General features: G+C 64.4%; 26 protein-coding genes, 1 pseudogene and 1 riboswitch. Of the genes and pseudogenes, 11 read left to right on the top strand and 16 right to left on the bottom strand.

Annotated elements, in window-relative coordinates:
• Nucleotides 1-45: 45 nt before the first annotated feature.
• Both KQ307_RS08520 and KQ307_RS08525 read left to right on the top strand, forming a co-directional pair.
• Complete coding sequence (locus tag KQ307_RS08520) at nucleotides 46-435, top strand: hypothetical protein (protein ID WP_259727681.1); 390 nt, start codon at nucleotides 46-48, stop codon at nucleotides 433-435.
• Between the two features lie 10 nt (nucleotides 436-445).
• Nucleotides 446-1045: a non-canonical purine NTP pyrophosphatase gene (locus tag KQ307_RS08525; protein ID WP_259727682.1), complete on the top strand. Its 600-nt coding sequence runs from the start codon at nucleotides 446-448 to the stop codon at nucleotides 1043-1045.
• Here the strand turns inward: KQ307_RS08525 and KQ307_RS08530 are convergent.
• Entirely contained in the window at nucleotides 1042-1779 is a 738-nt protein-coding gene (locus KQ307_RS08530) for a BMC domain-containing protein (protein WP_259701090.1), read from the bottom strand. The two genes, KQ307_RS08525 and KQ307_RS08530, sit on opposite strands and share 4 nt — an antisense overlap.
• Before the next feature lie 195 nt (nucleotides 1780-1974).
• Here KQ307_RS08530 and KQ307_RS08535 point away from each other — a divergent pair, with 195 nt between their 5' ends.
• The 3 genes from KQ307_RS08535 to KQ307_RS08545 all read left to right on the top strand — a co-directional run bounded on the left by KQ307_RS08535 (nucleotide 1975) and on the right by KQ307_RS08545 (nucleotide 3667).
• Complete coding sequence (locus tag KQ307_RS08535; RefSeq protein ID WP_259727683.1) at nucleotides 1975-2436, top strand: hypothetical protein; 462 nt, start codon at nucleotides 1975-1977, stop codon at nucleotides 2434-2436.
• Between the two features lie 338 nt (nucleotides 2437-2774).
• Entirely contained in the window at nucleotides 2775-3239 is a 465-nt protein-coding gene (locus tag KQ307_RS08540; RefSeq protein WP_259727684.1) for a VOC family protein, read from the top strand.
• The gene (locus tag KQ307_RS08545) at nucleotides 3236-3667 is read left to right on the top strand and encodes a cupin domain-containing protein (RefSeq protein ID WP_259727685.1); all 432 of its coding nucleotides are present in this window, start codon (nucleotides 3236-3238) and stop codon (nucleotides 3665-3667) included. Before KQ307_RS08540 ends, KQ307_RS08545 begins: the two co-directional genes overlap by 4 nt.
• Before the next feature lie 2 nt (nucleotides 3668-3669).
• On the opposite strand, the gene KQ307_RS08550 is transcribed toward KQ307_RS08545, so the two are convergent.
• The 5 genes from KQ307_RS08550 to KQ307_RS08570 form a co-directional block, all read right to left on the bottom strand.
• On the bottom strand, nucleotides 3670-4269 hold the full coding sequence (locus tag KQ307_RS08550; protein ID WP_259727686.1) for a DUF2808 domain-containing protein: 600 nt from the start codon (nucleotides 4267-4269) through the stop codon (nucleotides 3670-3672).
• Nucleotides 4266-5558, bottom strand: coding sequence for a glutathione S-transferase family protein (locus KQ307_RS08555; RefSeq protein ID WP_399242550.1), 1293 nt, complete (start codon nucleotides 5556-5558; stop codon nucleotides 4266-4268). The genes KQ307_RS08550 and KQ307_RS08555 overlap by 4 nt, the downstream gene beginning before the upstream one ends.
• Before the next feature lie 63 nt (nucleotides 5559-5621).
• On the bottom strand, nucleotides 5622-5801 hold the full coding sequence (locus KQ307_RS08560) for a hypothetical protein (protein ID WP_259727687.1): 180 nt from the start codon (nucleotides 5799-5801) through the stop codon (nucleotides 5622-5624).
• 135 nt (nucleotides 5802-5936) lie between these two features.
• On the bottom strand, nucleotides 5937-6122 hold the full coding sequence (locus KQ307_RS08565) for a hypothetical protein (protein ID WP_259701096.1): 186 nt from the start codon (nucleotides 6120-6122) through the stop codon (nucleotides 5937-5939).
• Nucleotides 6123-6531: 409 nt separating this feature from the next.
• A complete protein-coding gene (locus tag KQ307_RS08570; RefSeq protein WP_259727688.1) occupies nucleotides 6532-6903 on the bottom strand; it encodes an AbrB family transcriptional regulator in 372 nt (123 codons plus the stop codon).
• Nucleotides 6904-7244: 341 nt separating this feature from the next.
• Between KQ307_RS08570 and KQ307_RS08575 the strand changes: the two genes are divergently transcribed.
• Entirely contained in the window at nucleotides 7245-7628 is a 384-nt protein-coding gene (locus tag KQ307_RS08575) for a DUF393 domain-containing protein (RefSeq protein WP_259701099.1), read from the top strand.
• Nucleotides 7625-9433, top strand: coding sequence for a gamma-glutamylcyclotransferase (locus KQ307_RS08580; protein ID WP_259727689.1), 1809 nt, complete (start codon nucleotides 7625-7627; stop codon nucleotides 9431-9433). Before KQ307_RS08575 ends, KQ307_RS08580 begins: the two co-directional genes overlap by 4 nt.
• Here KQ307_RS08580 and mgtA read toward each other — a convergent pair.
• Entirely contained in the window at nucleotides 9408-11993 is a 2586-nt protein-coding gene (gene mgtA, locus KQ307_RS08585) for a magnesium-translocating P-type ATPase (RefSeq protein WP_259727690.1), read from the bottom strand. The genes KQ307_RS08580 and mgtA overlap by 26 nt on opposite strands.
• A gap of 177 nt (nucleotides 11994-12170) precedes the next feature.
• Here mgtA and KQ307_RS08590 point away from each other — a divergent pair, with 177 nt between their 5' ends.
• Nucleotides 12171-12353, top strand: a complete 183-nt coding sequence (locus tag KQ307_RS08590) for a hypothetical protein (protein ID WP_259727691.1) — start codon at nucleotides 12171-12173, stop codon at nucleotides 12351-12353.
• Here KQ307_RS08590 and KQ307_RS08595 read toward each other — a convergent pair.
• The 8 genes from KQ307_RS08595 to speB are packed head-to-tail and all read right to left on the bottom strand — an operon-like array spanning nucleotide 12299 to nucleotide 19830.
• Entirely contained in the window at nucleotides 12299-13477 is a 1179-nt protein-coding gene (locus KQ307_RS08595; protein ID WP_259727692.1) for an aromatic ring-hydroxylating dioxygenase subunit alpha, read from the bottom strand. The two genes, KQ307_RS08590 and KQ307_RS08595, sit on opposite strands and share 55 nt — an antisense overlap.
• 39 nt (nucleotides 13478-13516) lie before the next feature.
• Nucleotides 13517-14287 (bottom strand): ABC transporter ATP-binding protein, encoded by a 771-nt coding sequence (locus tag KQ307_RS08600; RefSeq protein WP_259701103.1) that lies wholly within the window; start codon nucleotides 14285-14287, stop codon nucleotides 13517-13519.
• 14 nt (nucleotides 14288-14301) lie between these two features.
• On the bottom strand, nucleotides 14302-15117 hold the full coding sequence (locus KQ307_RS08605) for an ABC transporter permease (protein WP_259727693.1): 816 nt from the start codon (nucleotides 15115-15117) through the stop codon (nucleotides 14302-14304).
• A gap of 5 nt (nucleotides 15118-15122) precedes the next feature.
• A complete protein-coding gene (locus tag KQ307_RS08610) occupies nucleotides 15123-16139 on the bottom strand; it encodes an ABC transporter substrate-binding protein (protein ID WP_259701104.1) in 1017 nt (338 codons plus the stop codon).
• Nucleotides 16140-16152: 13 nt separating this feature from the next.
• Nucleotides 16153-17538, bottom strand: a complete 1386-nt coding sequence (gene glnT / locus KQ307_RS08615; RefSeq protein ID WP_259727694.1) for a type III glutamate--ammonia ligase — start codon at nucleotides 17536-17538, stop codon at nucleotides 16153-16155.
• Nucleotides 17535-18239: a hydrogenase nickel incorporation protein HypB gene (gene hypB / locus KQ307_RS08620; RefSeq protein WP_259701106.1), complete on the bottom strand. Its 705-nt coding sequence runs from the start codon at nucleotides 18237-18239 to the stop codon at nucleotides 17535-17537. The genes glnT and hypB overlap by 4 nt, the downstream gene beginning before the upstream one ends.
• A gap of 4 nt (nucleotides 18240-18243) precedes the next feature.
• Entirely contained in the window at nucleotides 18244-18636 is a 393-nt protein-coding gene (locus tag KQ307_RS08625) for a hydrogenase maturation nickel metallochaperone HypA (protein WP_259727695.1), read from the bottom strand.
• Nucleotides 18637-18639: 3 nt separating this feature from the next.
• A complete protein-coding gene (gene speB / locus KQ307_RS08630) occupies nucleotides 18640-19830 on the bottom strand; it encodes an agmatinase (RefSeq protein WP_259701108.1) in 1191 nt (396 codons plus the stop codon).
• A gap of 26 nt (nucleotides 19831-19856) precedes the next feature.
• A riboswitch (guanidine-I (ykkC/yxkD leader) is annotated at nucleotides 19857-19977 on the bottom strand.
• A 39-nt stretch (nucleotides 19978-20016) separates the two neighbouring features.
• Here speB and KQ307_RS08635 point away from each other — a divergent pair.
• The 3 genes from KQ307_RS08635 to KQ307_RS08645 all read left to right on the top strand — a co-directional run bounded on the left by KQ307_RS08635 (nucleotide 20017) and on the right by KQ307_RS08645 (nucleotide 23137).
• Complete coding sequence (locus tag KQ307_RS08635) at nucleotides 20017-20904, top strand: sugar phosphate isomerase/epimerase (RefSeq protein ID WP_259727696.1); 888 nt, start codon at nucleotides 20017-20019, stop codon at nucleotides 20902-20904.
• A 350-nt stretch (nucleotides 20905-21254) separates the two neighbouring features.
• The gene (locus KQ307_RS08640; protein ID WP_259727697.1) at nucleotides 21255-22136 is read left to right on the top strand and encodes a restriction endonuclease; all 882 of its coding nucleotides are present in this window, start codon (nucleotides 21255-21257) and stop codon (nucleotides 22134-22136) included.
• Nucleotides 22137-22171: 35 nt separating this feature from the next.
• Entirely contained in the window at nucleotides 22172-23137 is a 966-nt protein-coding gene (locus KQ307_RS08645; protein ID WP_259727698.1) for a DUF262 domain-containing protein, read from the top strand.
• Here the strand turns inward: KQ307_RS08645 and KQ307_RS08650 are convergent.
• Nucleotides 23134-23266, bottom strand: a pseudogene (locus KQ307_RS08650) (IS1595 family transposase); the annotation flags it as partial. The gene KQ307_RS08645 and the pseudogene KQ307_RS08650 overlap by 4 nt on opposite strands.

The following is a 23266-nucleotide window of genomic DNA, read 5'->3' on the forward strand; positions in this document are numbered from 1 at the left end:
TCGGTTGCCGTCCCTGGGCGAGGATGGCGAACTCCGGCTGAAAGCATGGCGCGATTGATGGTGGTCCTGAAGCCCAGTGGCGTCGCTTCGGGGGAAGATCTGATCCCAAGGCTGCTGCCCACCCTCGCCCGGCTCGATACCGAAATCGATCATCAGGGCAAGCTTCACCTCAGCGGGCTGCTGCGGATTCCGCCCCAGGGACTGGTGGTCCAGCTGTTTGCGGATGTTCAACCCCAGGCCGATGGTCCGGAACTCGACGTGGTGCTGATGAGCGCCGAGGCGATGACCAAGGGAGCCCCCCAGACCCACCAGGCCCTGACCAACCTGATTGCGCTGCTTCCGGAGCATGCCATCGGCCTGGAGCTCACCTTCCGCTCCGACCGGGACGGCCCCCTGCCGCTGCGGGAGCGGACCCCCCTGCCGGCCAGGAGCTGAGAACAGGGCCTTGGCACAGCGCAATGAACTGGTGATTGCCAGCGGCAACCCGCACAAGGTGAAGGAGATCACCACGATGCTCGACGCCGTGGAGCTCACGGTGCTCGGCCAGCCCGATGGGCTGGACATCGAGGAGACGGGCCACAGCTACGCCGAAAATGCACGGCTGAAGGCCGAAATCGTGGCGCGGCTCACCGGCCGCTGGACCCTGGCCGACGACTCCGGGCTGGCCGTGGATGCCCTGGGCGGCGCCCCTGGCCTTTTCTCGGCCCGCTACGCCGCCAGTGACCGGGAGCGGATCGCCAGGCTGCTGAAGGAACTCGGTGACAGCCCCTACCGCACCGCCGCGTTCCATTCGGCCCTGGCCCTGGCGGATCCCGGCGGCCACACGGTGCTGGAGGCCGAGGGGACCAGCCAGGGAGAAATCCTGCTGCAACCGGTGGAGGTGGCCGGAAGCCACGGCTACAACTCGGTCTTCCATGTGCGCGGGGCTGGCTGCACCCTCGCGGAGATGAGCGACCACCAGTTGCTGAGGTTCAGCAGCCGCGCCAGGGCCGCCAGGGCGATGGCACCGAAGCTGCTCGCATTGCTGGGGATCGGCGCTCGCTAGCGACGGTTGATGATCTCGATGGCCCGCATCGCCGCCGCCGCCGCCTCGTCAATGTCTCCTTCGCGGCCCGCCAGGGTGAGCCGCCCATAGGCGCCCACGGCCTTCACATCCACCACGGTGATGTTCGACGACTTCTCGGCCTCGTTGGCGGCGATCAGCACGTAGCCGGCCGGTTCGGTTTCGAGAATGAACATGCTCATGCCGGCCTGGATCATCGAACCGCGCCGGTTCTGGCGGTTGATCAGCACCGCATGGTCGGGTGTGATCGCCCGGATGATCTCCGACCAGGTGACCTCGCACTGGCCACGCTGCTCCACCGTGGTGCCCATCGCCTCGACCACGGCCTGGCCGGAGAGCAGCACGCTGCTCTGGTCGCGGTGGTAGAGGGCCAGCGACCCGAAGGCGCGCTCCACCACCTTCTGGCCGAGGCGCACGGTGCTGGCCTTCAGGGCGATGTCGGTGAGGCGGTGCACGGCCATGCCCGGGGCCACCTCCAGCCAGAGGCAGGCATCGCTTGGAATCGGCAGAAAGCCCTGGGACACCGTGCCCATGTAGGCGGCCAGCTGGGGCTGCAGCGAATCGAGGAACACGTAGGCCCGCAGCTCGATCTCGGCGCCCAGCTGGATCGAAGGGCTGTGGCTGCCGGTCAGAGGGGTGAGCCTGGAACGTGGATTGGGGTTCTGCGGACGGGGATCATTCGGAAATCGAGGATCAAACCGTGGCGAACGGGGCATCGTGCCAGACCTGCGGGACCGGGGTGCGTCTTGGCCTGCGTAGGGCAGGACGGTTCCCCAGGGACTGGGATTTCGAGGAATTGAGCGGATCCTACCGTTCAGCTCAGACCGGCCCCCGGCGAAGCCACGGCAGCCCTTGCGAACCCCGGCGGAGCCGATACCTTGCGAATCAGGAACCCAGCCGTCGCAGCCGTGGTGTCGAAACGAAGCAGCCCCTCCAGCTCCGCCCAGGCGGTTCCCGCCACGATCGGAGAACAATCCTTTGCCGACTGGATCGCCGGCGCCATTGATCAGGGTGTCAAACCGGAGCAGGCCCTTGCCGTGGTCGGTCTGGGATTGATGCGGGGCATGGGCGATCCCGGCTACGGCCTGCCGCTCTTTGACTCCGAATCGACGTCCCAGGATGGTCCGTTGCTGATGCAATCGATCAAAACGCGGCTGGAATCGGTTGCCATGGCGATCGAAACCGGCGCACCGCTGAGCACCCAGGAAGTCACCCTGCTGATCGGCGCCCGCCCCGGCAGCGCCAAGGTGAGGCGAGCCGGGCTGGTGGCCGAGCGGATCGGCCGCAATGTCTGGCAGTTGCGCCGTGCCCGCAGCGAAGAGCGTGAAGCGGCCACCCCAACCTTCAGCGAAGGCTTCCGCCGCCGCCTCTGAGCGGCTTGAGGCGGCCTGGCACTGAAACGAAACGAATGTTGCGTTTGTCCGGCAGTCGCTGTCCCGCTTGCTGGTCAGCGCTATCACTGAGTGACCGACGCACCCTTCACCCCGTCGGCCCAGAGCAGAGGCAGGCGGCATCGACCCCCGCCGCTCCGCTCCGGAAAAGCCCCCGTCAGCTGCACGGGGGCTTTTCTGTATCCAGGCCACCCCCACTGGCACCGCCCCAACTGGCACCGCCCCTACTAGCACCGCCCTAACTGGCACCGCCCCACTGCCAGCACCGAACTGCCAGCACCGAACAGCCAGCACCGAACAGTCACCACCGAACAGCGACCATGGCGTCCGCCGCCCTGTTTCACCTCTCCTTTCCCGTCAACGATCTGGACGCCACCGAACGCTGGTACGTCGATGGGCTCGGCTGCAGGCGAGGACGACGCAGCCCCGAAGCCCTGGTGCTCGGCCTCGGTGGCCATCAGCTGGTGGCCCATCTCGCCGCCGGAGCGCAGCCGGCCCAACGCGGCATCTATCCGCGCCATTTCGGCCTGGTGTTCGCCGAGCCTGCGGCCTACACGGCGATCGAGCAGCGGGCCCGGCGGCAGGAGCTCCAGTTCGGCGTGGCGCCCCGGCTGCGCTACCCGGATTCACCGCTGGAGCACCGCAGCTTCTTCCTGGTCGATCCCTCGGCGAACTGGCTGGAGTTCAAGCATTACCACCACCCCGAGGCGATCCTCGGGCTGGGCGAGCTGCCGCTGGTGGGGGAGCACAGTGATTCGTCCGCCGATCCTGCCCCCGCCAGATGACCCAGGACCTGATCGAGCGGCTCCAGCTCGCGCCCCATCCGGAGGGTGGCTTCTACCGGGAACGGCATCGCTCGGCGCTGATCGTGCGACGCGCCGATGGCCTGGAGCGATCGGCCTTCACGGTGATCGACTTCCTGCTCCCGGCCGGCGTGACCAGTCGCTGGCACCGGCTCAGCGGCGCGGAGGAAAGCTGGCACCACGCCGGCGGCGCTCCCCTGCGGCTCTGGCGGCGTCCTCCCGGCGCCGCAGCAGAGGCGATGCGGCTGGGTCCCCTGGATCCGGCCTTCCCGGACCAGTACCCCGTGCAGGTGATCCCGCCGGACTGGTGGCAGGCCGCCACCAGCCTGGGTGCCTGGACCCTGGTGAACTGCTGTGTGGCACCCGGTTTCGATTTCGCCGACTTCTGCTGCGAGGACGAGCGGGGCTAGGCTCAGAACAGGGTGTTGCTGTAGATCGAGAGCCGGGCGAAACCGACCGGTGCCACGACCGGATTGGGCCCGTGCGGATACGCCCGTACGGCGAACAGCGTGATCCCTGCCTGGGCTGGGTTGTTGAACGGTTTGAGCGCCACCGTCATGGTCTGACCTGGGCCCGGCGGGGTCAGGAACCGGATGGAGAACAGCCGCCGCTGCTGATCAAAGCTGGTTTCAATCGGCAGGCTGGCCCCCTCCCGACGGGGTTCGCCCAGAAAGGCACGGGTCTGAGCCACATCGAAGGGGAAGGTCCAGTCAACCCCGGTGGTCTGCTGGATCTCCAGTCGCCCCAGCCCGGCCCCGGCCTGCTCGGGCATGGCAATCGTGAAGTAGTACTCCGCACCGTTGTCCATCACGGTGGTGTAGTAGTTGCGGAAGGTGAGCTTCCAGGGCGGCGTCTGAAAAAAGGTGCTGCCGCGCAGTTCCAGCGCCATCAGCGGCTGAGGCGGCAGCAGAAGGGCTCCGGCTCCAGCCAGCAAGCAGGGCCCAGCCACCAGCAGGGCGGAGATCAGGTGCCCAGCGCCGGGGCGCCTGCCATGGATGGGGGGCCGGCTCATCGGAAGGTGCCAGCAGGTGGGCGCGTCGCCCCGATCGAGCCGGCAAAGGGGCGTGGATCCTGATCGCGGCGATGGTGGGTTGGCAAGGGGGGTGGCCCGCCAGGCGCCTGATCGGCGCTGGGCTGATCGCAGCTGAGGGAAGCCTGGGCGACCGCGCTGAGCGCCCGGCGCAGAGCCCGGGCCGCCAGCAGCGACATGTCGCGGGGAACGCTGATGCGGTCTTTCAGGTAGAGCAGGCCAACGGCGGCGCCGACGGGCGCCGGGCAGGGGCGCCCCAGGATCAACTGGGTCAGTCCGCAGCGCAGGGCCCGATCGAAGCGCTCCGGTGGCACGGGATTCACCGCCAGGATGGCGTGACGATGCCGGAGCACCCGGCGCAGCGCCTCGGCCGCCTCATCGCCCCGGGGGGTGTGGGAGGTTTCCGGATCCAGCGGTTCAGCCAGGGGCCAGGGACCCTGATCAACCCGCCGGCATGCGGCCTGCTGACGGGCGGAGCCGCTGGCGTAGCAGCCCCCCATCTGGGGCGGGAGATCGTGGGCATGGGTGAGAAAATCGCCCTGGGTGCCGAGGTAGGTGGAGCGGCCCTCCATGGCCGTGAACCAGGCGGCGATAGCGGGATGGCGCTCCTTGAGGCCATAGCCTTTGTAGTAATAGAGGCTGGCATTCATCCGCTCGATGTAAGGGGTGAAGACCAGATCAGCCGTGCTGAATTCCGCCAGGAAGAACGGACCAGGATGGATGTTCAGGGCCGAATCAACTTTCGACGCCACCTGGTCGAACGACCGCTCGGCGGAGGCCTCTTGCCGCTCTGAGCTCGAGGGCACACAGAGCCACTGGCACCAGGCCCGGAACAAGCTGCGCTCCAGTTGACGCAGAGGCAACACCTCGGGGGCGTTCATGGCCGCACCGAGCGGCCCGAAGGCTGCTTCGAGGGCCTGCAGGATCAGATCGCTCTCGGTGATCAGCCGACCATCGAGTTCGAGGGCCGGCAGCATCCCACTGGGCACCAGGCGCTTGAACCAGGCCTCCTTCTCGCCGTAGCAGAACATCGTGACCTTGCGGATCCGATAGGGAATCCGCTTCTCCTCCAGCCACAACCACACCTTCTGGCAGTAGGGGCACCAGGCATGGTGATCGCGGAACAGGGTGACCCGTAGCTCCGATTCGCTCTGGCCGAACAGGCGCAGGGTGGCCTGGGCATTGGTTGGCCCATCAATCCGATCGGGCTCAGGTGGGGACACGGCTTCGAGCTCCTGCCAGCTGAGCGGATCGATGGGGGCTTGGATCACGGAAAGGGGGAAAGCCTGGGGCCTGTCAGTGGAGATTCTGGCAAGGCCGGATCCAGCCAGGCATCAACTCTGTTGAAGTGAAAGCAGCTCAGCTCCGTACTGGGCACTGAAGCTGGCCTGAAGCTGCCAGAGCTCCAGCAAAGACTTGGAGATGCGCCGCAGATCCTCGATCTCGGTGCAGCTATCGATCGCCCTGGCATGGGCCTCAACGGCGAACTGCCGCGAAAGAGAGAGGGAATCCATGGCAAATAAGCGGCTTCTTCAAAGATAGCAACAATTCTTGACAATTGCTGATTCGAGGCCTTCTGTGCCTGGCCAAGTGGCCGAAACGGGGGCCATCTGACAGAGGACAAGGCAGATGCAGGCTGGATTCCCGCCCTAGGCCGGCTCGAGAACCACCTGGCTCAACTGGTTCATCGGCACGGCGAAGGGGGGGGAACCCTGCTTGGAGAGGGGCCAGCGGCGGACCCAGCAGCGGTCGCCGTCATCATCGATGCTGAGAATCTGATAGGTGGTGTCGCCTTTGCTGGTCAGTTGTACGAAGGCGCCTTGCTGAAGCGTCATGTTGATGCTCCTCAGGAAAAAGGGACAGGTGAGAAGGTCCGAAGCACGAACCCCAACGCTTGCCAACGTAACGGAGTATTTCGGCGAATTGACAGCCAGTCATGGATCGGTCACCAGCTTGTGGAGATGCTGACCTGGCTCCAGACAGGCGGACGCTCGGCCTGCTGCACCTGATTCCTGGTGAACGAAAGCTCTGGATGCTCGACAACCCGCCAGCTTTGCTGGCGAGGTGCCTGCCAATGGTGATGCCCAGCTGCAACCCAGAAGCCCATTGGGGATCCGGGGGCTGAGCTGGGCGAAGCTGAAACCAATCAGCCGAATGAATCAAGCCAGCCCTGCCAATGGAGAGCAGGCAGAGCTGAAGCGCTGATGGAGGCTGGATTCCACTGACAGATCCAGCCTGGCCGACTCAATCCTCGGTGTCGTCGGAGCCACCGACGGGAACCAGACGGATCTGCTTCTTGCCGAGCTTGATTTCGAACTCATCGCCAGGCTGCAGACCGAGCAGAGCGGTGTAGGCCTTGCCGATCAGCAGGTTTCCATTGAACTGCACCTTGGTGACATAGCTGAGCTTGCGGCCACCCTGACCGACCCCATTGCCACTGCCAAGGCCAAGGCTGACTCCCTTGGCTTCGAGGAGTGCCTCATAAAAGGCCGTGAAGTTGAGCCGCTCGCTGCCGTCTTTTTTGGTGCTCACATAGCCGGCTGCCTTGACCAGCTCGGATTTGCCGACATCACCCAACTCCTTGACTTTGGCCAGCAGGTCAGAACCGGTGAGCATGGAATCGAATTGTCACTACACATCTAACATAGCAATACGACCTCCGAACTGACTAGCCCTCTCCCAGCCAATTTCCCCGTTGAACGGGCTGCAGATCGCCAGCGCCGAAGCCATCCCCGCAGCGATCCAGCGCTATCACGGTGTGCAGCGAGATCCACTGGCGGTTCTCAGTCCAGTTCACGGCCGATTCCCCCAGCTCAACGGCCGCAGACGGTAGGCAGATCGCGGCTGAATCGACACCGTCTGAGCATGGCCTGAAACCCATCTTGCTGGCCCGGTGGCTCAGCCCCCGAGCCTCCCAGCAAAGACGCCAGAATGATCGAACCTCATCTGCTCAGCTTGTGCAACTCGTCTATGACGGCGGTTGTCCGTTCTGTCGCCACTTCGCGGCCACCAGTGCCTTGCGTGGCGGACTGACCGACCTTGAGATCATTGACGGTCGCGCCGACAGTGTGCTGCGCCAGCAACTGGCGGAGCGGGGCTTTGATCTGGCTGACGGGGCGATCCTGATCGAGGGGGAACGCTGCTGGCATGGCGCCGATGCGGTTAACCAGCTGTGCCGGCAGCTGCGTCCCACCGACGGATTGCTGCGGCTGTTGATCAGCGTGTTCAACGACCGAAGCCGCAGTCGCCTGCTCTATCCCGGGCTGCTGGCCGCGAGGCGTCTGGCACTGATGATCAGGGGCCTGCCCCTCAATCCCGCGCTGGAGCCGACGACGCGTTGAACGGAGACGGGTCGGCAGGCGACCGGGGGGAACTGGTCTTCGTCTACGGGACGCTCAAGCGGGGCGAGCCCAACCATGGCTGGCTGCGGGGTGCCCGCTTTCTGGGGAGGCGTCGATTGCCGGGAGTTCGGATGCATGATCTGGGCCCTTATCCGATGGCCGTGCCCGCTGCCGGTGAGGAGCAGAAGGGGAAACCGGGCCGTTTGCCGCTGATCCACGGTGAACTCTTCCGCGTGGATGCCGCCGGCCTGGCCGGGCTGGATCGGCTGGAAGATGTACCGAACGACTACAGACGGCTGCGGCTGGTTCTCAGCGACGGCATGCCCGCCTGGGTGTATCTGGGCCGCGCTGAGCAGGTGATCGGGGCCGCCCCGGTTCCACTCGGCGACTGGGGCACGAAGCCGGTGTTCAGCTACGGCTCCAACCTCTGTCCTGACCAGCTGGCGGCCCGCTGCAAGGGCTGGGACGGCAGCGGCCAGGTGGCCCGCCTGGAGGGCTGGCGCTGGGGAATCAGCAAGGTCCGCTCGCCTGGCCGCGGCTCCGGCCAGCCAGGCGAAGGAGCTGCCGGCATCCAGTCTGACCCGGGCGCCCACTGCTGGGGGGTGGTGCACCATCTCGGCCCGGCCGATCAGCACGCCCTTGATCGCCATGAAGGGGTGGCGGCGGGCCACTACCGAACCCAGACGCTGACGGTGACAACGCTGCAGGGGGAGTGTTTCCCGGTTTCAACCTATGTGCCCACACCGGAGTGGAGCGCCGACGGACTCAGACCCAGTCCGGACTACGCCGACCGCATCCGACGGGGATCGGCCCACTGGCCCTTGCCCGAGCTGTGGCGGCGGACCCTGGAGGCTGCCCTGGATGGCGAGCTGGGGAGTGAACTGGGCGGCACCGGGTCGCCTGCCTGGCCTTGCTCACATCCGACACCAGCAAGGCCACCGCTGGCCAGACTCGACTCCCCACCATCCGGCCCCAGCCACTCCCGTGCGGCCATGAACATCCAGGTCGGTTGCAGGCTCACGGCAACCTTCTTTCAACCCACCCCGCTGGTGCTGTTGCTCCAGCCGCACCGCTCCCGTCAGGCGGATCTGATCGCGCCCGATCCGATCGACGTGCAGCCGGCCGTGCCGCTCGAGCAAGGCACCGATGGCTTCGGCAACCGCTTCTGCCGGCTGGTGGCACCGCCCGGAGAGAGCCGGTTCAGCCTTCGGACCGTCGTCAGCGATAGCGGCAGCCCCGATCCGGTCGTGCCCACGGCGCGGCGGCTGCCGGTGCAGGAGCTGCCGCCCGAGGTTCTGGCTGATCTCAATGCCAGCCGCTACTGCGAAACCGACCGTCTTGGCGAGATCGCCTGGAACCTGTTCGGGAACTGCCCGCCCGGCTGGCCGCTGGTACAGGCGATCTGCGACCACGTGCACAACCACATCCGCTTCAGCGGCGACCATGCCAGCTCCACCAAAAGCGCCTTCGATGCCTTTATGGAAGGGCGCGGCGTCTGCCGCGATTTCGCCCACCTGGCAATCACCTTCTGCCGCTGTCTCAACATTCCCGCCCGCTATTGCACCGGCTATCTGGGCCATACCGGCATCAGCTTCGATCCGGAGCCGATTGATTTCTCGGCCTGGTTCGAGGCCTACCTGGATGGCCGGTGGTACACCTTCGATGCCCGCTTCAACACGCCCCGGATCGGCCGGGTCCTGATCGCCCGCGGCCGCGATGCCGCCGATGTGCCCTTCCTCCGCTCGTTCGGCGAGCACCAGCTCACCGGCTTCGAGGTGATCACCGAAGCCCTTGAGCCGGGCTGAAGTGTCCCCCCTGCCGATAGAACCACCCCTTGGCCAGCTCGGCACTCCAGATATAAGCGGCGAGAATCAACGCCAGCAGGAGCAGAAATTCGGCCGGCAAGGGCACAAAGCCGAACAGATGGCCGAGCGGCGTCCAGGGGAGGATCAGGGTGAGGCCGATCACCACTAGGGTGGCGGCCACCAGCCAGCGGGACGGCCGGCTGCGAAACAGGGGGCCTCTGGTGCGGATCACCAGCACGATCGAGGCAGCCGAAATCACCGATTCCATGAACCAGCCGGTACGGAACTGCGCCGCATCGGCGTGGAGCACCCAGAGCAGCACCGCAAAGGTGAGGTAGTCGTACACCGAACTCACCAGCCCGAAGGTGAGCATGAACCGCTTGATGAAGGGAATGCTCCAGCGGCGCGGTCGATCGATCCAGTCGGAATCGACGCGGTCGGTGGCGATCGTCATCTCGGGCAGATCCGTGAGCAGATTGGTGAGCAGGATCTGCTTTGGCAGCAACGGCAGGAAAGGCAACAGAAGAGAAGCCCCGGCCATGCTGAACATATTGCCGAAATTGGCGCTGGTGGCCATGAACACGTATTTCAGCGTGTTGGCGAAGGTGCGCCGCCCCTCACGGATGCCTGCTTCCAGCACGGCCAGATCGGCCTCCAGCAGCACGATGTCGGCGGCCTCCCTGGCCACGTCGACTGCCCCCTGCACTGACAGACTCACATCAGCGGCATGCAGGGCGGGAGCGTCGTTGATGCCATCACCGATGTAGCCCACCACATGACCGGCCTGGCGGAGGGCGCGGATCAGGCGCTCCTTCTGGCTGGGCTCGATCTCCGCGAACACATCCACCTGCTGGGCCCGCACTGGAAGTGCCGCGTCGCTGAGTGCCACGAGCTGTTTGCCGGTGAGCACCTCGGGGTTGCGCAGGCCCACGTCCCTGGCGATCCGTACGGCCACAAGGGCGTTGTCGCCGGTGATCATCTTGAGGCGAACCCCAATCCGGTCGAGATCGGCAACGGTCTGGCGGATGCCCGGCTTGAGCGGATCGCTTAGCGCCACCATGCCCAGGAAGATCATGGCCGTTTCGGCGTCGCGGCCCACGGCCAGCGGCACCGCTGACCCCAAAGGCTCCCAGCGACGGATCGCCACCCCCAGCAACCGGTCACCCTCGCCGCTCCAGTCAGCATGGATGCGCTGGATCTCCGCTGCCACCGTCTCCAACGGCACGAGGCGGCCATCGGAGCACTCGGCGCGGTCACACACCTCGAGCACCTTCTGCAGGGCCCCCTTGGTGATCAGCACCGGCGCTCCATCCCGTTCGGCGGGATCCACCGATCGAGCCAGGATGCTCTGGCGCTTGCGCGCGAAATCGAAGGGGATCTCATCGAGCTTGCGCCAGCCGGAAAGATCGAAGCCCCCCTCGGTGCGCAGTCCAGCGTCGATCGGATTGGGAAAGCCGGTTTCAAAGCTGGCGTTGATCACGGCATAAAGCAGCGCCCGCTCGCTGGGAAGGCCGTCGATGCCGCAGTGGCGCCGCAGCCGGGCGCTGCCTTCGGTGAGGGTACCGGTTTTGTCGGAACAGAGAATCGACATGCTGCCGAAGTTCTCGATCGCCGCAAGCCGCTTGACGATCACTCGCCTGGCCGCCATCCGCTGGGCACCCTGGGCCAGATTCACGCTGATGATCGCCGGCAGCAGCTGGGGCGTCAGCCCCACCCCCAGAGCCAGGGAGAACAGAAAGGAATCGACGATGGGGCGCTGCAGGTAGACATTGAGGGCGAAGATGGCGAACACCATCGTCAGCGTCAGCTCAAGCAGCAGGGTGCCGAACTGGCGCACTCCCCGCTCGAACTCCGTTTCCGGACTGCGCAAACGCAGACGGGCGGCGATCGACCCGTAGGCGGTGTCGGCCCCGGTGAGCACCACCACCGCCGTGCCCGTGCCACTCACCACGTGGGTGCCGAAGAACAGCACGTTGCCTCGCTCCGCCAGGGATGCCGCCGCCGCCACCACGCCCGGATGCTTGCTGACCGGGAAGCTTTCGCCGGTCAGGCTGGCCTCATCGAGGCTGAGATCGCGTTCCTCGATCAGGCGGCAGTCAGCGGGGATTCCCGCCCCAGCCGAGAGCACCAGCAGGTCCCCGGGCACCAGGTCAGCCGCCGGGATGCGCTGCAGAGCCCCGTCGCGGCGCACACAGGTGGTGCTCTCCACGGTCTGAAGCAGTTGCCGCACCGCCTGGGCGGCCCCCCGCTCCTGCCAGAACCCGAGCAGGCCACTGATCAGCACGATCCCGAGGATGATCAGGCCATCGGTGGGGGAATCCAGCAGGAAAGAGAGCAGCGCCGCCGCTGTGAGGATCAGGATGATCGGGCTGACGAACTGACGCAGCAGCAGCACCGCGCCGCCACCACGAGCCGCCGGAGCCAGCCGGTTCGGTCCGCGGAGGCTGAGGCGATCGGCCGCCTCCCGGGCAGAGAGACCTTCAGGCCCCGCCTCCAGGTCGGCCAGCAGCACGCCCAGCGGCAGGCTCCAGAAAGGTGGGATGGGTTTTCCAGGATTCATTGCGCTGGACCGCTTCCACCTGAGCAAGATCCTGCTGCAGACCACTCACCAGGTGCGCGACTCCAGGCGAAGGGAGGGGGGTCATCCACACCGGCCGGATGGGTGATCGAGCGAGGCGAAACCCGCAAAAAATTGTTATGGTTGATACCGAAGACCTTCCTTATCGCTCCTCTCGCCATGGCCACCGTTCACACCAATTCCGCTGCCCGCCAGGCTTCGCTGATCGAATCGCTGCGGATGCGCTACGCCGCTGCCGTGGCCGCCGATGACGCCGAAGCAAAGCTGGCTCTGTTCCGGGAAGCCGCCTATCTCGACATCAGGCCGGAACTGCTGGAGCAGTCCGCGGCGGCAGCGGCCTGAACCGGGCCTGATCGTGCCAGGGCCTCCCGGTAGAGCGCCTGATGGTGGAGGATCCGGCGTTCCAGCTGATGGGCCGGGCCGGGGCTGAACCCGCCGCTGCCGTAGGCCAGCTGGGCTGATTCCACCAAGGCGCGATCCTCTTCAAGAAAAGCCGTCATCTCCTCCAGCTGGGCTTCGGCCCCGGCTGCTCGCTGCGCCGGGCCGGCCAGGGTCAGCTCCAACCGGCAGCGATCAAGCGCCTCAGGATGGAAGCCGATCAGGGCCGTGGTGCCATCGGGCCAGAGCAGTACATGGTTCCAGGGGGGCACTGAGAAGGTCAGGAACGTGCCGGTGGGCCCGGCATCACCGGCAGAAGCCAGCGGCATCGGGGTGGCGAGCAGGTTGCACCAGCGCCCGAAGCGATGCCGATAGGCGCTCACCGGACCCTGGGTGCGATGCAGCGTGGTGGGGTGGGCAATGGCGACGTGGTAGTCGTCGAGGGTGTTGTCGTGGGCGATCTTCCAGTTGCAGGCCAGGCTGAGCCGGCGGCGACCCCAGAGCAGCGGGGCGGCATCCGAAGCAGGCGGTGATTCAGGCGCATCAACCCTCCAGCCCCCCTGCTCCCGCAGCAGATCCAGCTGCTCCGCCAGAGCTGGAGCCGCCGCACCGGCGCCGGCCTCAGCGGCAGGCAGCTGCAGGCGCACCCAGAGGAAGGGGCCAGCCACGGCGATCTCGATCGGGCTGAGGTCCCAGTGCTGGCGCTCGAACGGTGCGCAGAAATCCCCCTCCCGGGCAGCCGCCAGCAGGCGACCATCCGGGGCGTAGGTCCAGCCGTGGTAGGGACAGATCAGCTTGCGGCAAGGGTTAAGCGCGCTTCCCGGCGCCAGCAGGGCCACGCCCCGGTGCGGGCACTGGTTCAGGAAGGCCTGCGGTCCAACGCCGGGCGGATGGGTGAGCAGCAGCTCCACCCCCAGCAGGGCGCGACTGAGCGCCGCCCCCTCGGGCAGCTCCGACAGCAGCGCCAGCGGATGCCAGAACTGCCGCGCGTAGACATGGCTCTCCCACTGAGCGACCAGGGGGGAGCCATACAGCTCGGCAGCCAGAAAGGGAGCCGCCGGTGGCGGGGTGGCGAGGGAGGTGGTCATGGCGAATCGACGGAGAGGCTGGGAGCTGGGAGTTGGGATTCAGGCCATGACGCCGGCATCGAGGCTGCGCAGGCAGCCGGCCAGCTCCTCCCGCAGTTCGAGGAAGGGCCGTGAAACCCGCAGGTGGGCGAGGCTGGTGCGATCGAGCTGGGCGGAAACGGTGCGGATGATCCGTCCGGGACGCGGCGCCATGATGTGGACGCGCTGGGCCAGCAGCAGGGCCTCCTCCACGTCGTGGGTGATCAGCAAGGCCGTCAGGCCGGTGCGTTCCCAGAGCTGGTAGAGAAACTCCTGCATCGATTCCCGGATCTGCAGATCCAGGGCGCCGAACGGCTCATCGAGCAGCAGCACCTTGGGATCGGCAGCCAGGGCCCGGGCGATCGCCACCCGCTGCTGCATGCCGCCGGAGAGCTCCCGGGGCAGACGCCGACCGGCATCGGAAAGCCCCACCACCTCCAGGAAGTAGGCGGTGCGTTCGCTCACCTCCCGCTTGGCGCGCCCCTGGAGCGTCATGCCGAAGGCCACGTTCTCAGCGGCGCTCAGCCACGGATAGAGGCTGTACTTCTGGAACACCATGCCGCGATCGGAACCCGGTCCCCTGACGGGCTTGCCATCGACGGTGATCGAGCCCGTGCTGGGACGTTCCAGGCCGGCCACCAGCCGCATCACCGTCGACTTGCCCGAACCCGAGCTGCCCACCAGGGCCACGAATTCGCCTGAATCGAGATCCAGGTTGATGTCTTCGAGCACCAGCTTGGCCTTGGAGCCATGGCCGAAGGTCTTGCTGACGCCGGTTACCGAGAGATGCATGGAGGATGCCGGGTTCAGTTGGCCCAGGAGCAGGCCCGGCGCATCAGCAGCCGGAAGCCCAGATCGATCGCCAGGCCGATCAGACCGATCACGATCAGGCCGACGAAGATCTCATCGGTGCGAAGGAAGCGCTGGGCCAGGGAGATGCGTTTGCCCAGGCCCTCGTTGGCTGCCACCAGCTCGGCCACGATCACCAGATTCCAGGCCGAGGCCATGTTGATGCGATAGGCATCGATCACCTGGGGGGCGATGAAGGGCATCACCACCCTGGTGACGATCTGGAAGCCACGGCCCCCGAGCGTGAGGGCGGTTTCACGCAGCTCGGAGGGCACGAATTTCACCGAATCCATGATCATCAAGGTGTTGAAGAACACGGTGCCGATGAAGATCAACAGGATCTTGGGCTCCTCCCCGAGGCCGAAGTAGATGATCAGCAGGGGGATGAAGGCGGGCGCAGGCATGTAGCGGATCAGGCCCATCAACGGCTCCAGCAACTGGCAGATCACCCGGCTGCAGCCCATGGCGATGCCGATCGGCAGCGACACCAGCGCCGAGAGGGCGAAGCCCGCCCCGACCCGGCCAACGCTGGCGAGCAGATCCCTGATCAGGATGCCGCGGCTGTACTGGTCGCTGCCTGCCCTCCAGACCGCCTCGGGGCTGGGCAGGAAGAGCTTGTCCACCAGACCGCTGGCGGCGATCAGCTGCCAGAACAACAGCACGGCCAGGATGCCGATCAGCCCGAGTGACCAGGGGTGAGCCAGCCAGCGCAGCAGTGCTGAGCCGCCCGCCACCCGCCCAGCTGTTCGGGGCTTGCCAGCTGTGGTGGACATGAGGCTCACTTGGCCGCATCCACGAAGCTGGAGTTGAACAGCGTGCCGAGCTCGGGCGTGGTCTTGGCGAGGCCCGTTTCCACCAGGAAAGCGCTGATCTGCTCAGCGGCGTAGGGAAGGGAGAGCATGGTGGTTCCCGGCTTGAAGTTGGTGCGGTTCTCCTCCAGGGTCTGAATCGTGGTGCCGGCGTTGTAGGCCATGAATTCGGCCTCGCTCACGCCGGAGCGCTCCACCAGAATGGGCAGGGTGCCGGCGGGATCGTCCTTGATGGTCTGGAGGGTGGCGAACCAGGCATCGACGATCTTCTGGATCTTCTCGGGGTTCTTGGCGATGAAATCGGTGCGACAGACCAGCAGGTCGCTGATCGCACCGGGGTGGTCTGCGGAGGTGGTGAGCGCCTTGCTGCCGGGGCGCTTCAGGGCCTGGGTGGTGAAGGGGGCATAGACGCCGGCCGCATCGACCTTGCCGGCAGCGAAGGCGGCGGCGGCGGCGCCGGTTTCCAGGGGAACGAAGGTGATGTCCTTGGCGGAAAGGCCCGCATCCTTGAGCACCTTGAGCAGCAGGAAGTGGTCAACGGTGCCTTCCTCAGCAGCCACCGACTTGCCCTTGAGGCCGGCGACGGAGGTGATCTCCTTGGCGGCGATGATCTGGTCATTGCCGGTGGAGAAGTCGTTCTGGAGCACCACCTGCAGGTCGGCGCCACCGGCGACCGAACTGATCGTGTCGTTGAGCGTCTGGCTGTTGCAGTCAAGCTGGCCGGCGTTGAGGGCATTGATCGAATCCAGGTAGCCATCGAACCACTGCAGCGCCACAGGCACACCCTCGGCCTCAAAGAGCTTCTTGTCCTCGGTGACCTTCCAGGGGAACCAACCGGGCCAGGCGCTGTAGCCCACCTTCACGGGCGTGTCCTGGCTGACGGGCTTCTGGCAACCCGCCACCAGGCCGGCGGAGAGCGCGGCCGCCAGTGCGGAGGCGACCAGGCGGGTGCGGGGGGAGCGACGGATGGATGGGAAGCGCTTCATGGTGATCAGGGGGTTAGAAGAATTCGAGATAGCGCTTGCGTTCCCATTCGGAAACAGCGCCGTGGTACGACTCCCATTCCTCGCGTTTGTAGGCGACGAAGGAATCGAACATGGCATCACCGAATACGCTTCTCGAGAGCGGATCAGCGGCGAAGGCCTCGATCGCCTCGCCTAGGGTGCGGGGCAGCAGGTTGATGCCGCGCTCGGCGAGCTGCTCAGGGCTGAGGGTGTAGGCGTTCACGAGGTTGGCGGGGCCTGGATCGAGCCCTTCGCGGATGCCCTCGAGGCCCGCCGCCAGAATCATCGCTCCCCCCAGGTAGGGATTGGCGGCGCTGTCGGCGGCACGGCACTCCACCCGCCCACCGGGAGAGGGGATGCGCAGCATGTTGGTGCGGTTGTTGTTGCCGTAGCAGATGAACACCGGCGCCCAGGTGAAGCCGCTCATCGAGCCCTGGGCCACCAGCCGCTTGTAGCTGTTCACCGTGGGGGCGATCACGGCGCAGATCGCCGGGGCATGGCGCAGCACCCCAGCGATGAACTGTCTGGCCAGATCACTCACACTGGCCGGGGCGCCGGAGGGGCAGACAAACAGGTTCTCGCCTGTGCCCAGGTCGGCCAGCGACATGTTGTAGTGGGCGCCGCTGCCCGTGCGATCGCTGAACGGCTTGGGCATGAACGAGGCCACCAGCCCATGGGGGCGGACGATCTCCTTGGCCATCAGCCGGAAGAAGGTGAGCCGATCGGCCATGGTGAGCACATCGGCGTAGGCGAAGTCGATCTCGAACTGGCCGGGGCCGTCCTCGTGATCGAAGGAATAAACACCCCAGCCCAGCTCGTTCATGGCGCTCACCAACTCGTCGAGCCAGCCGAGGTTGTCGAGCAGACCCACCACGTCGTAGGCGGGCTTGTCGAGCACATCCCGATCGCTGCAGGGGGAGAGCTGGCCTTCGGGGCCGCGGCGCAGCACGAAGAACTCGGTTTCGATGCCGAGGTTGAAGCGGTAGCCCATGGCGGCGGCCTGGGCGCGGACGCGGTTGAGGATGGTGCGGCTGCAGGCCTCGAACGGGGCACCGTTGAGGTGAAGGTTGCTGGCCAGCCAGGCCACATCCTTCTTCCAGGGCAGCACCGTGACGCTGGCGGGATCGGGCACGGCGGCGACCTCGTCGTCGCTCACCTCCTGGGGTACGCCATCGAGGGCGGCACCGGTGAACAGCTCGGAGCCGCGCAGCATCTGGCCCAGGTGATCCAGGGGCACGGCCTTGGCCTTGCTGACGCCGTGCAGATCGACGAAGGAGGCCAGGGCATAGCGGACGCCCTGGGCGGCCAGCGCGGCCTTGAGATCGGGCCCGTCGCCGGTGGCTGCCGACGGATCAATGGCGATGGAAGTGGAAAGGCTCATCGGATCACCAGGGCGGGCAGGGGCTGAACCTGGACGGCCACCTGCTCCAGCAGCCACTGGTGCCAGGCGCCCAGGCCTTCGCCGCTGCTGGCCGAGAGCAGGAACACCCGCGCCCGGGGGTTCACCTGGTTCACGTGGTCCACGAACCGCTCCACCTGAACCGGCAGGTAGGGGAGCAGGTCGATCTTGGTGATCAGCACGCAGTCGGCCTCGCGGAACATCACCGGGTACTTGAGTGGCTTGTCCTCGCCTTCGGTGACGCTGAGCAGGGCCACCTTGAGGTGCTCTCCCACCTCGAATTCAGCCGGACAGACCAGATTGCCGACGTTCTCCACCCAGAGCAGATCGAGGGCGGCCGGATCGAGGCGCTGCTTCAGCAGCTTGAGGCCACCGCTCACCATCGAAGCATCGAGGTGACAGGCGCGGCCGGTGGTGATCGGCACCACGGGCACCCCCACCGCCTCCAGCCGCTGGGCATCGAGGGTGGTGGTCATGTCGCCTTCGAGCACCGCCATCGAAAGCCGGGGCGCCAGGGCCGTGATCGTGCGCTCCAGCAGGGAGGTCTTGCCGGCGCCGGGGCTGCTCATCACGTTGAGGCAGAGCAGGCGCCAGGCGTCGAAATGCTGGCGGTTGTGATCGGCCTGGTGCTGGTTGGCGGCCAGCAGGTTGAGACCGAGGGTATCGGTGAGGGGCATGTGCATCGGATCAGGGCGAGGAGGAAAGAGCTGGGATCAGGGCATCGTCGTGGAGTTGGTAGTCGATCGAGCGGATGCGCAGCTCACGGCCTGAGACGATCTCCTCCATCGGGTGATCACAGCAGGGGGAGCGGTAGGCGTTGCCCGGCTCGGGGCTGTAGATCGCCTCACAGCGGAGGCAGCGGGCACGCAGTGGAATGGTTTCGATGCAGAGCTCGCTGCCGGCCAGCCAGCCCCCCTGCACGGCAGCGCCATAGGTGAAGCGAAGCGCCTCGGGCTCGACGCAGGTGAAGGCACCCACCTGAAGGTGCACCAGGCTCACCGCGGGCCGCTTCGGCCGGTGCTGCCCCTTCCACTGATTGAGCGAGAGCAGCAGGCAGCGGGTCATGTCGACTTCATGCATGGCTCACCTCCACTTCTGATCGACGCCCATGTTGCAGGTGTCATGCAGCCAGGCCGGCCTGCCTTTGCGCGGCAGCTGGCCACTCACCACCAGATGGGCCATCACATCGCAGATCACACGCGTGGCCATCAAGGAGGTCATGTCGCTGATGTCGTAGGGGGGGGAAACCTCCACAACCTCAAGGCCGCAGACCGGCACGTTGCGCACGATCAGCTCCAGCAGCTTGAGCGCCTCCCGCGGCAGCAGGCCGCCCGGTTCCGGCCAGCCGGTGCCGGGCACGAAGCCGGCATCGATGCAGTCGATGTCGAAGGAGATGTAGACGCAGTCGGTGCCGTCGGTGGCGCGCTCAATCGCGAACCGGGCGGCGGCCTCCAGACCCATGTCGCAGATGTCGGTGACGGTGAGCACGTTGGTGCCGCGCTCGCGGCAGACCTTCACCCCTTCGCGCGGCACCTGCCAGCCGCCGATGCCGAGCTGCACAAGGTTCTCAGCCGGGGCGTTGGCCATGTTGGTGGCATGGAACCAGGGGCAGGTGTGCATGCGCTCGTCGAGGTCGATCTCCTGGGTGTCGACGTGGCGATCGAAGTGGATGATGCCCACCTTCTTGTCGCCGAGGTGGCGGCACACGCCGCGCACGGTGGGAAAGCCGATCGAGTGATCACCGCCGAGCAGGATCGGGAAGGCGCCGCTGGCGAACACATGGGCCACGCCCTTGGAGATTTGATCGAAGCTCTTCTCGTTGTTGGCGGGAATCGTGAAGATGTCACCCACATCGCAGAGCGTGATCGATTCGCGCAGATCCACCCCCATCTCGTAGTTGTAAGGGGTGTAAAGCGCCGAGATGCGGCGGATGCCCTGGGGCCCGAAGCGGGTGCCAGGGCGGTAGGTGGTGCCGCAATCGTGGGGGATGCCCACGATCGCCACATCGAATTCACCGACGCGGTTCACGTCTTCGATGTAGGGCGCCTTCATGAAGGTGTTGATGCCGGCGTAATGGGGCAGCTCACCGCGCGAGAAGGTGGAGATGCGCCGGTCAACGATGCTCTCGGCGGCCTCAAGGCCATAGCGGAGGCCCTGCTCCACCTCCTGCTGCCAGCCGGTGAGCGGCAGGCGGGCTTCCTTTTCGAGCGCTTCAGCGCCTTCGGTGGTGTGGGGACGCTCAAAGGCCCCTGCGGGGCCTGAAATCTCGGGCATGGAGGATCACGGATGGGGGCTGGGCGGTCTCCCGGGCTTTTATCCCTCCGTGCCACCGGTAAAACCGGTGTGTTTCTCTCGGACCAGGCGCTCAGGAATGGCTGTAAAAACAACCAATCCGAAACCGGAACCCTAGAAACTTCTTCCGCTGCGCCATGCTCCCCCTTGCCGCTGGGCAGGGTTGTGATGACTGTTACCGAGTGGGGCGATGGGGAGGCCATCGCTGCCGCACAGCCGGGGACGCTGCTGTTTCAGAGCCTCTGGGGGTTTGGTGGGTCGCTGGCCGAAGCGATCGAGCGCTCGCGCAGCGACGGCTTCGATGGCCTGGAGCTGAACCTGCACCACAGCGCCGTGAAGGGCCTCAAGGCCCAGGCGGTGCGATCGGCCCTGGAGAAGGCGGAGCGCAGGCTGATCCTGGAGCTGGTGACCGGCGGCGACTACGTGCCCGATCTGGGCCGCACGGCCGATCAGCACCTGGAGGAACTCGATGGCCTGCTGGCCGAGGCGGTGGAGCTGCAGCCGCTGAAGGTGACGGTGATCACCGGCAGCGACAGCTGGGGCTGGGTGGAGCAGCAGCGCTTCTGGGGCCGCAGCGTCGGTCTGGTGGAGCGCAGCGGCCTGCCCGTGAGCTTCGAAACCCACCGCTCCCGCTGCCTGGCGAATCCCTGGACCATCAGCCGCACCCTGGAGGCATTCCCGGCCCTGCGGCTCACCGCAGACCTGAGCCACTGGTGCGTGCTGGCCGAGCGGCTGATGACCCCGGAACTGGTGCCGATCCAGCTGATGGCCGGCCGCGTTGATCACATCCACGCCCGGGTGGGCTGGGCCCAGGGGCCCCAGGTGAGCCACCCATTTGCGCCCGAGCACCGCGACGCCCTGGAGGCCCACGGATCCTGCTGGCAGCTGTTCGCCGAACGCCACCGCACCGGGGGCCGCGGAGCCCTCACGGTGACCCCCGAATTCGGCCCCGATGGCTACCTGCCGACCCTGCCATTCACAAATCAACCGGTGGCTGATCTCGGCGAAATCAATCGGGCAATGGCTGGGTGGGTGCGGGAGCGGTTGAGGGAGTGAAATGGCCCCTCGATGCGCACATTCAGTTGTGCACCATCAACCCTGGAATGGCTGATTGAGATCCAGAAGCGACCAGGCTTCCCCACCGGCATGGCCAACAGCTTCAATGACCTGTATCACATCAACCAGTGGGTTCGCGGACCCGCCTAAAACTCCAACCAAGCCGCGTAAAAGGCTGTGATCCATTGGCGGCCAATCGATCTAGAGTTGCCGGAAACAGGGGGCTACGACCTTATGCGGTTTGATGGTGGGCTTGATGGAGGGTTCTCGGACCCGCCTAATTAGCGTTAGAAGTACAGGGGGGCAGGCTGAGCTACCGGCAACTACACTGTTGATGATTCCTGTTCTTAATGGCAAAGAAAGCCCAAGCTGAATTCATTCGGTGGTTCGGCCCCTTGCTTGATGCCCTTCGGGATCTTGGCGATTCAGGACGGCCAAGGGAGGTCTCTGCACGGATCTCGAAAAATCTCAACCTGCCTGATGAGTTGCTTGATCAGACACTCAAGTCAGGTGGAAGTAAGTTTCATAATCAGGTTGCTTGGGCAAGGCAGTATTTAGTTTGGGAAGGGCTCCTGGATTCATCCAAGCATGGAACTTGGACACTCACAGAGAAGGGGCGCAATGCTCATCTTGGTGACAAGGAAGCACGAGACATCTTCCTCAAGTGGGTTTCCATTCACGCAGAGAATCGAAAGCAGAAGAGAGGTGTGCAGGAATCTGAAGAAGAAGTGCTCCCGGCCGGAGCCATCTCAGATGATCCAGAAGATGATCAGAAGCTTGATCTTTTGAGTACCCTGAGGTCCATCAGTCCTTCAGGGTTTGAGAAGGTCTGCAGAGAGCTTCTTAGAGAGTCAGGTTTTGAGAACGTTGAAGTCACAGGTGGCTCTGCTGATGGAGGCATCGATGGCTATGGAACACTCGAGATCAACCCATTCGTGAGCTTTAGAGTCCTGTTTCAATGCAAGCGATACGCAAAAGGCAACCTTGTATCTCGCGCTCAAGTGGGTGATTTCAGAAATACCATGCTTGGTCGCGCTGAAAAGGGAATCATCCTTACCACATCCGGGTTTAGCAATGCGGCTATCCAGGAAGCGAGCAGGGAGGGCGCACCTCAAGTCGAACTTGTCGACGGCGACAAATTGGTTGAGATGTTCCAGAGGGTTGAGCTGGGTGTATTCAAGAGAACTGTTTATGATGTAGATCCTGCGTACTTTGAAAAGTTCAAGGACTGACTTCTAACATCGCCATTCACCTGAGCCGCCGCCGTATGAGCCCTGAGTACCCCACCTTCACTTTGCGGCCAGGTGATGGCGAGCGTTATGCCGCCCAAGAACGCAGTGCTACGATTTGCCAAGCGTCATTGAATAAAACAATCAGGAGATCCCTAATGTCATTTCAAACTCCAATCACTATTTCTGCAGCAATAAGAAATATTGAAAACAACCAATACCTGCTGCCCGCCATTCAACGTGAATTTGAGTGGGGTCACGAAAAAATAGAATGGTTGTTTGATTCGATAATGAGAAACTACCCAATCAGTTCGTTCTTGTTTTGGCGGGTAGAAGGTGATACCAAAGCAAACTATAGGTTTTATCAATTCCTTAAAAGTTTTAAGCAACGGTACAAAACTCATAATGAAGAATTTTCAACAGGCAGGCACAACGATTTTACTGCAGTACTCGACGGCCAGCAACGATTGACATCGCTCTATATCGGGCTGCGCGGAAGTTATGCATACCGAACACCAAGGCTCCATGAGGAAAACACAGAGAGAGTCTATCCAACCAGACACTTGTATTTGAACATCGAAAAGCCACTGGAAAACGAGGAAGATGGAAGGATTTTCGAGTTTAAGTTTCTGACTAGACAAGAATTTGAGTCAAATAGGGCTGCGTGGTTTTTAGTTTCTGAAATTCTCGCTCTTTCGGATGATTTTGAATTCAATACGTATCTTGACAGCAATAGTCTTAAAACAAATGAATTTTCATATAGAAGTTTGGCAACGCTAAAGAACGTAATTCACTCAAAGCCAATCGTAAATTTCTTTCTCGAAACCGAGCAAAGCATTGATAAAGCACTGAACATATTCATAAGAATAAATAGTGGAGGTGAGCCACTGAATTTTTCAGACTTAATCATGTCCATTGCAGTTGCAAATTGGGATGGAAAAGATGCCAGAAAAGAAATTCATGCGCTGGTCGACAACGTCAGAGACAAGGGATTTCTTGATTAGGTAGCTGGCTCCGCACTCCTCAAGAAGCGTTCCGGCCGAGCGCCGCAGCTGCAGATGGCATGAACCACTCGCTCAGTCATCGTTGCCAAGTTGAAGCGCCGGTTGAAGCGGTAATTGAAGGCACCCAGG

Origin of the sequence: Synechococcus sp. CS-1326, assembly GCF_025128115.1 — a bacterium.
Classification (GTDB): Bacteria; Cyanobacteriota; Cyanobacteriia; order PCC-6307; family Cyanobiaceae; genus Regnicoccus.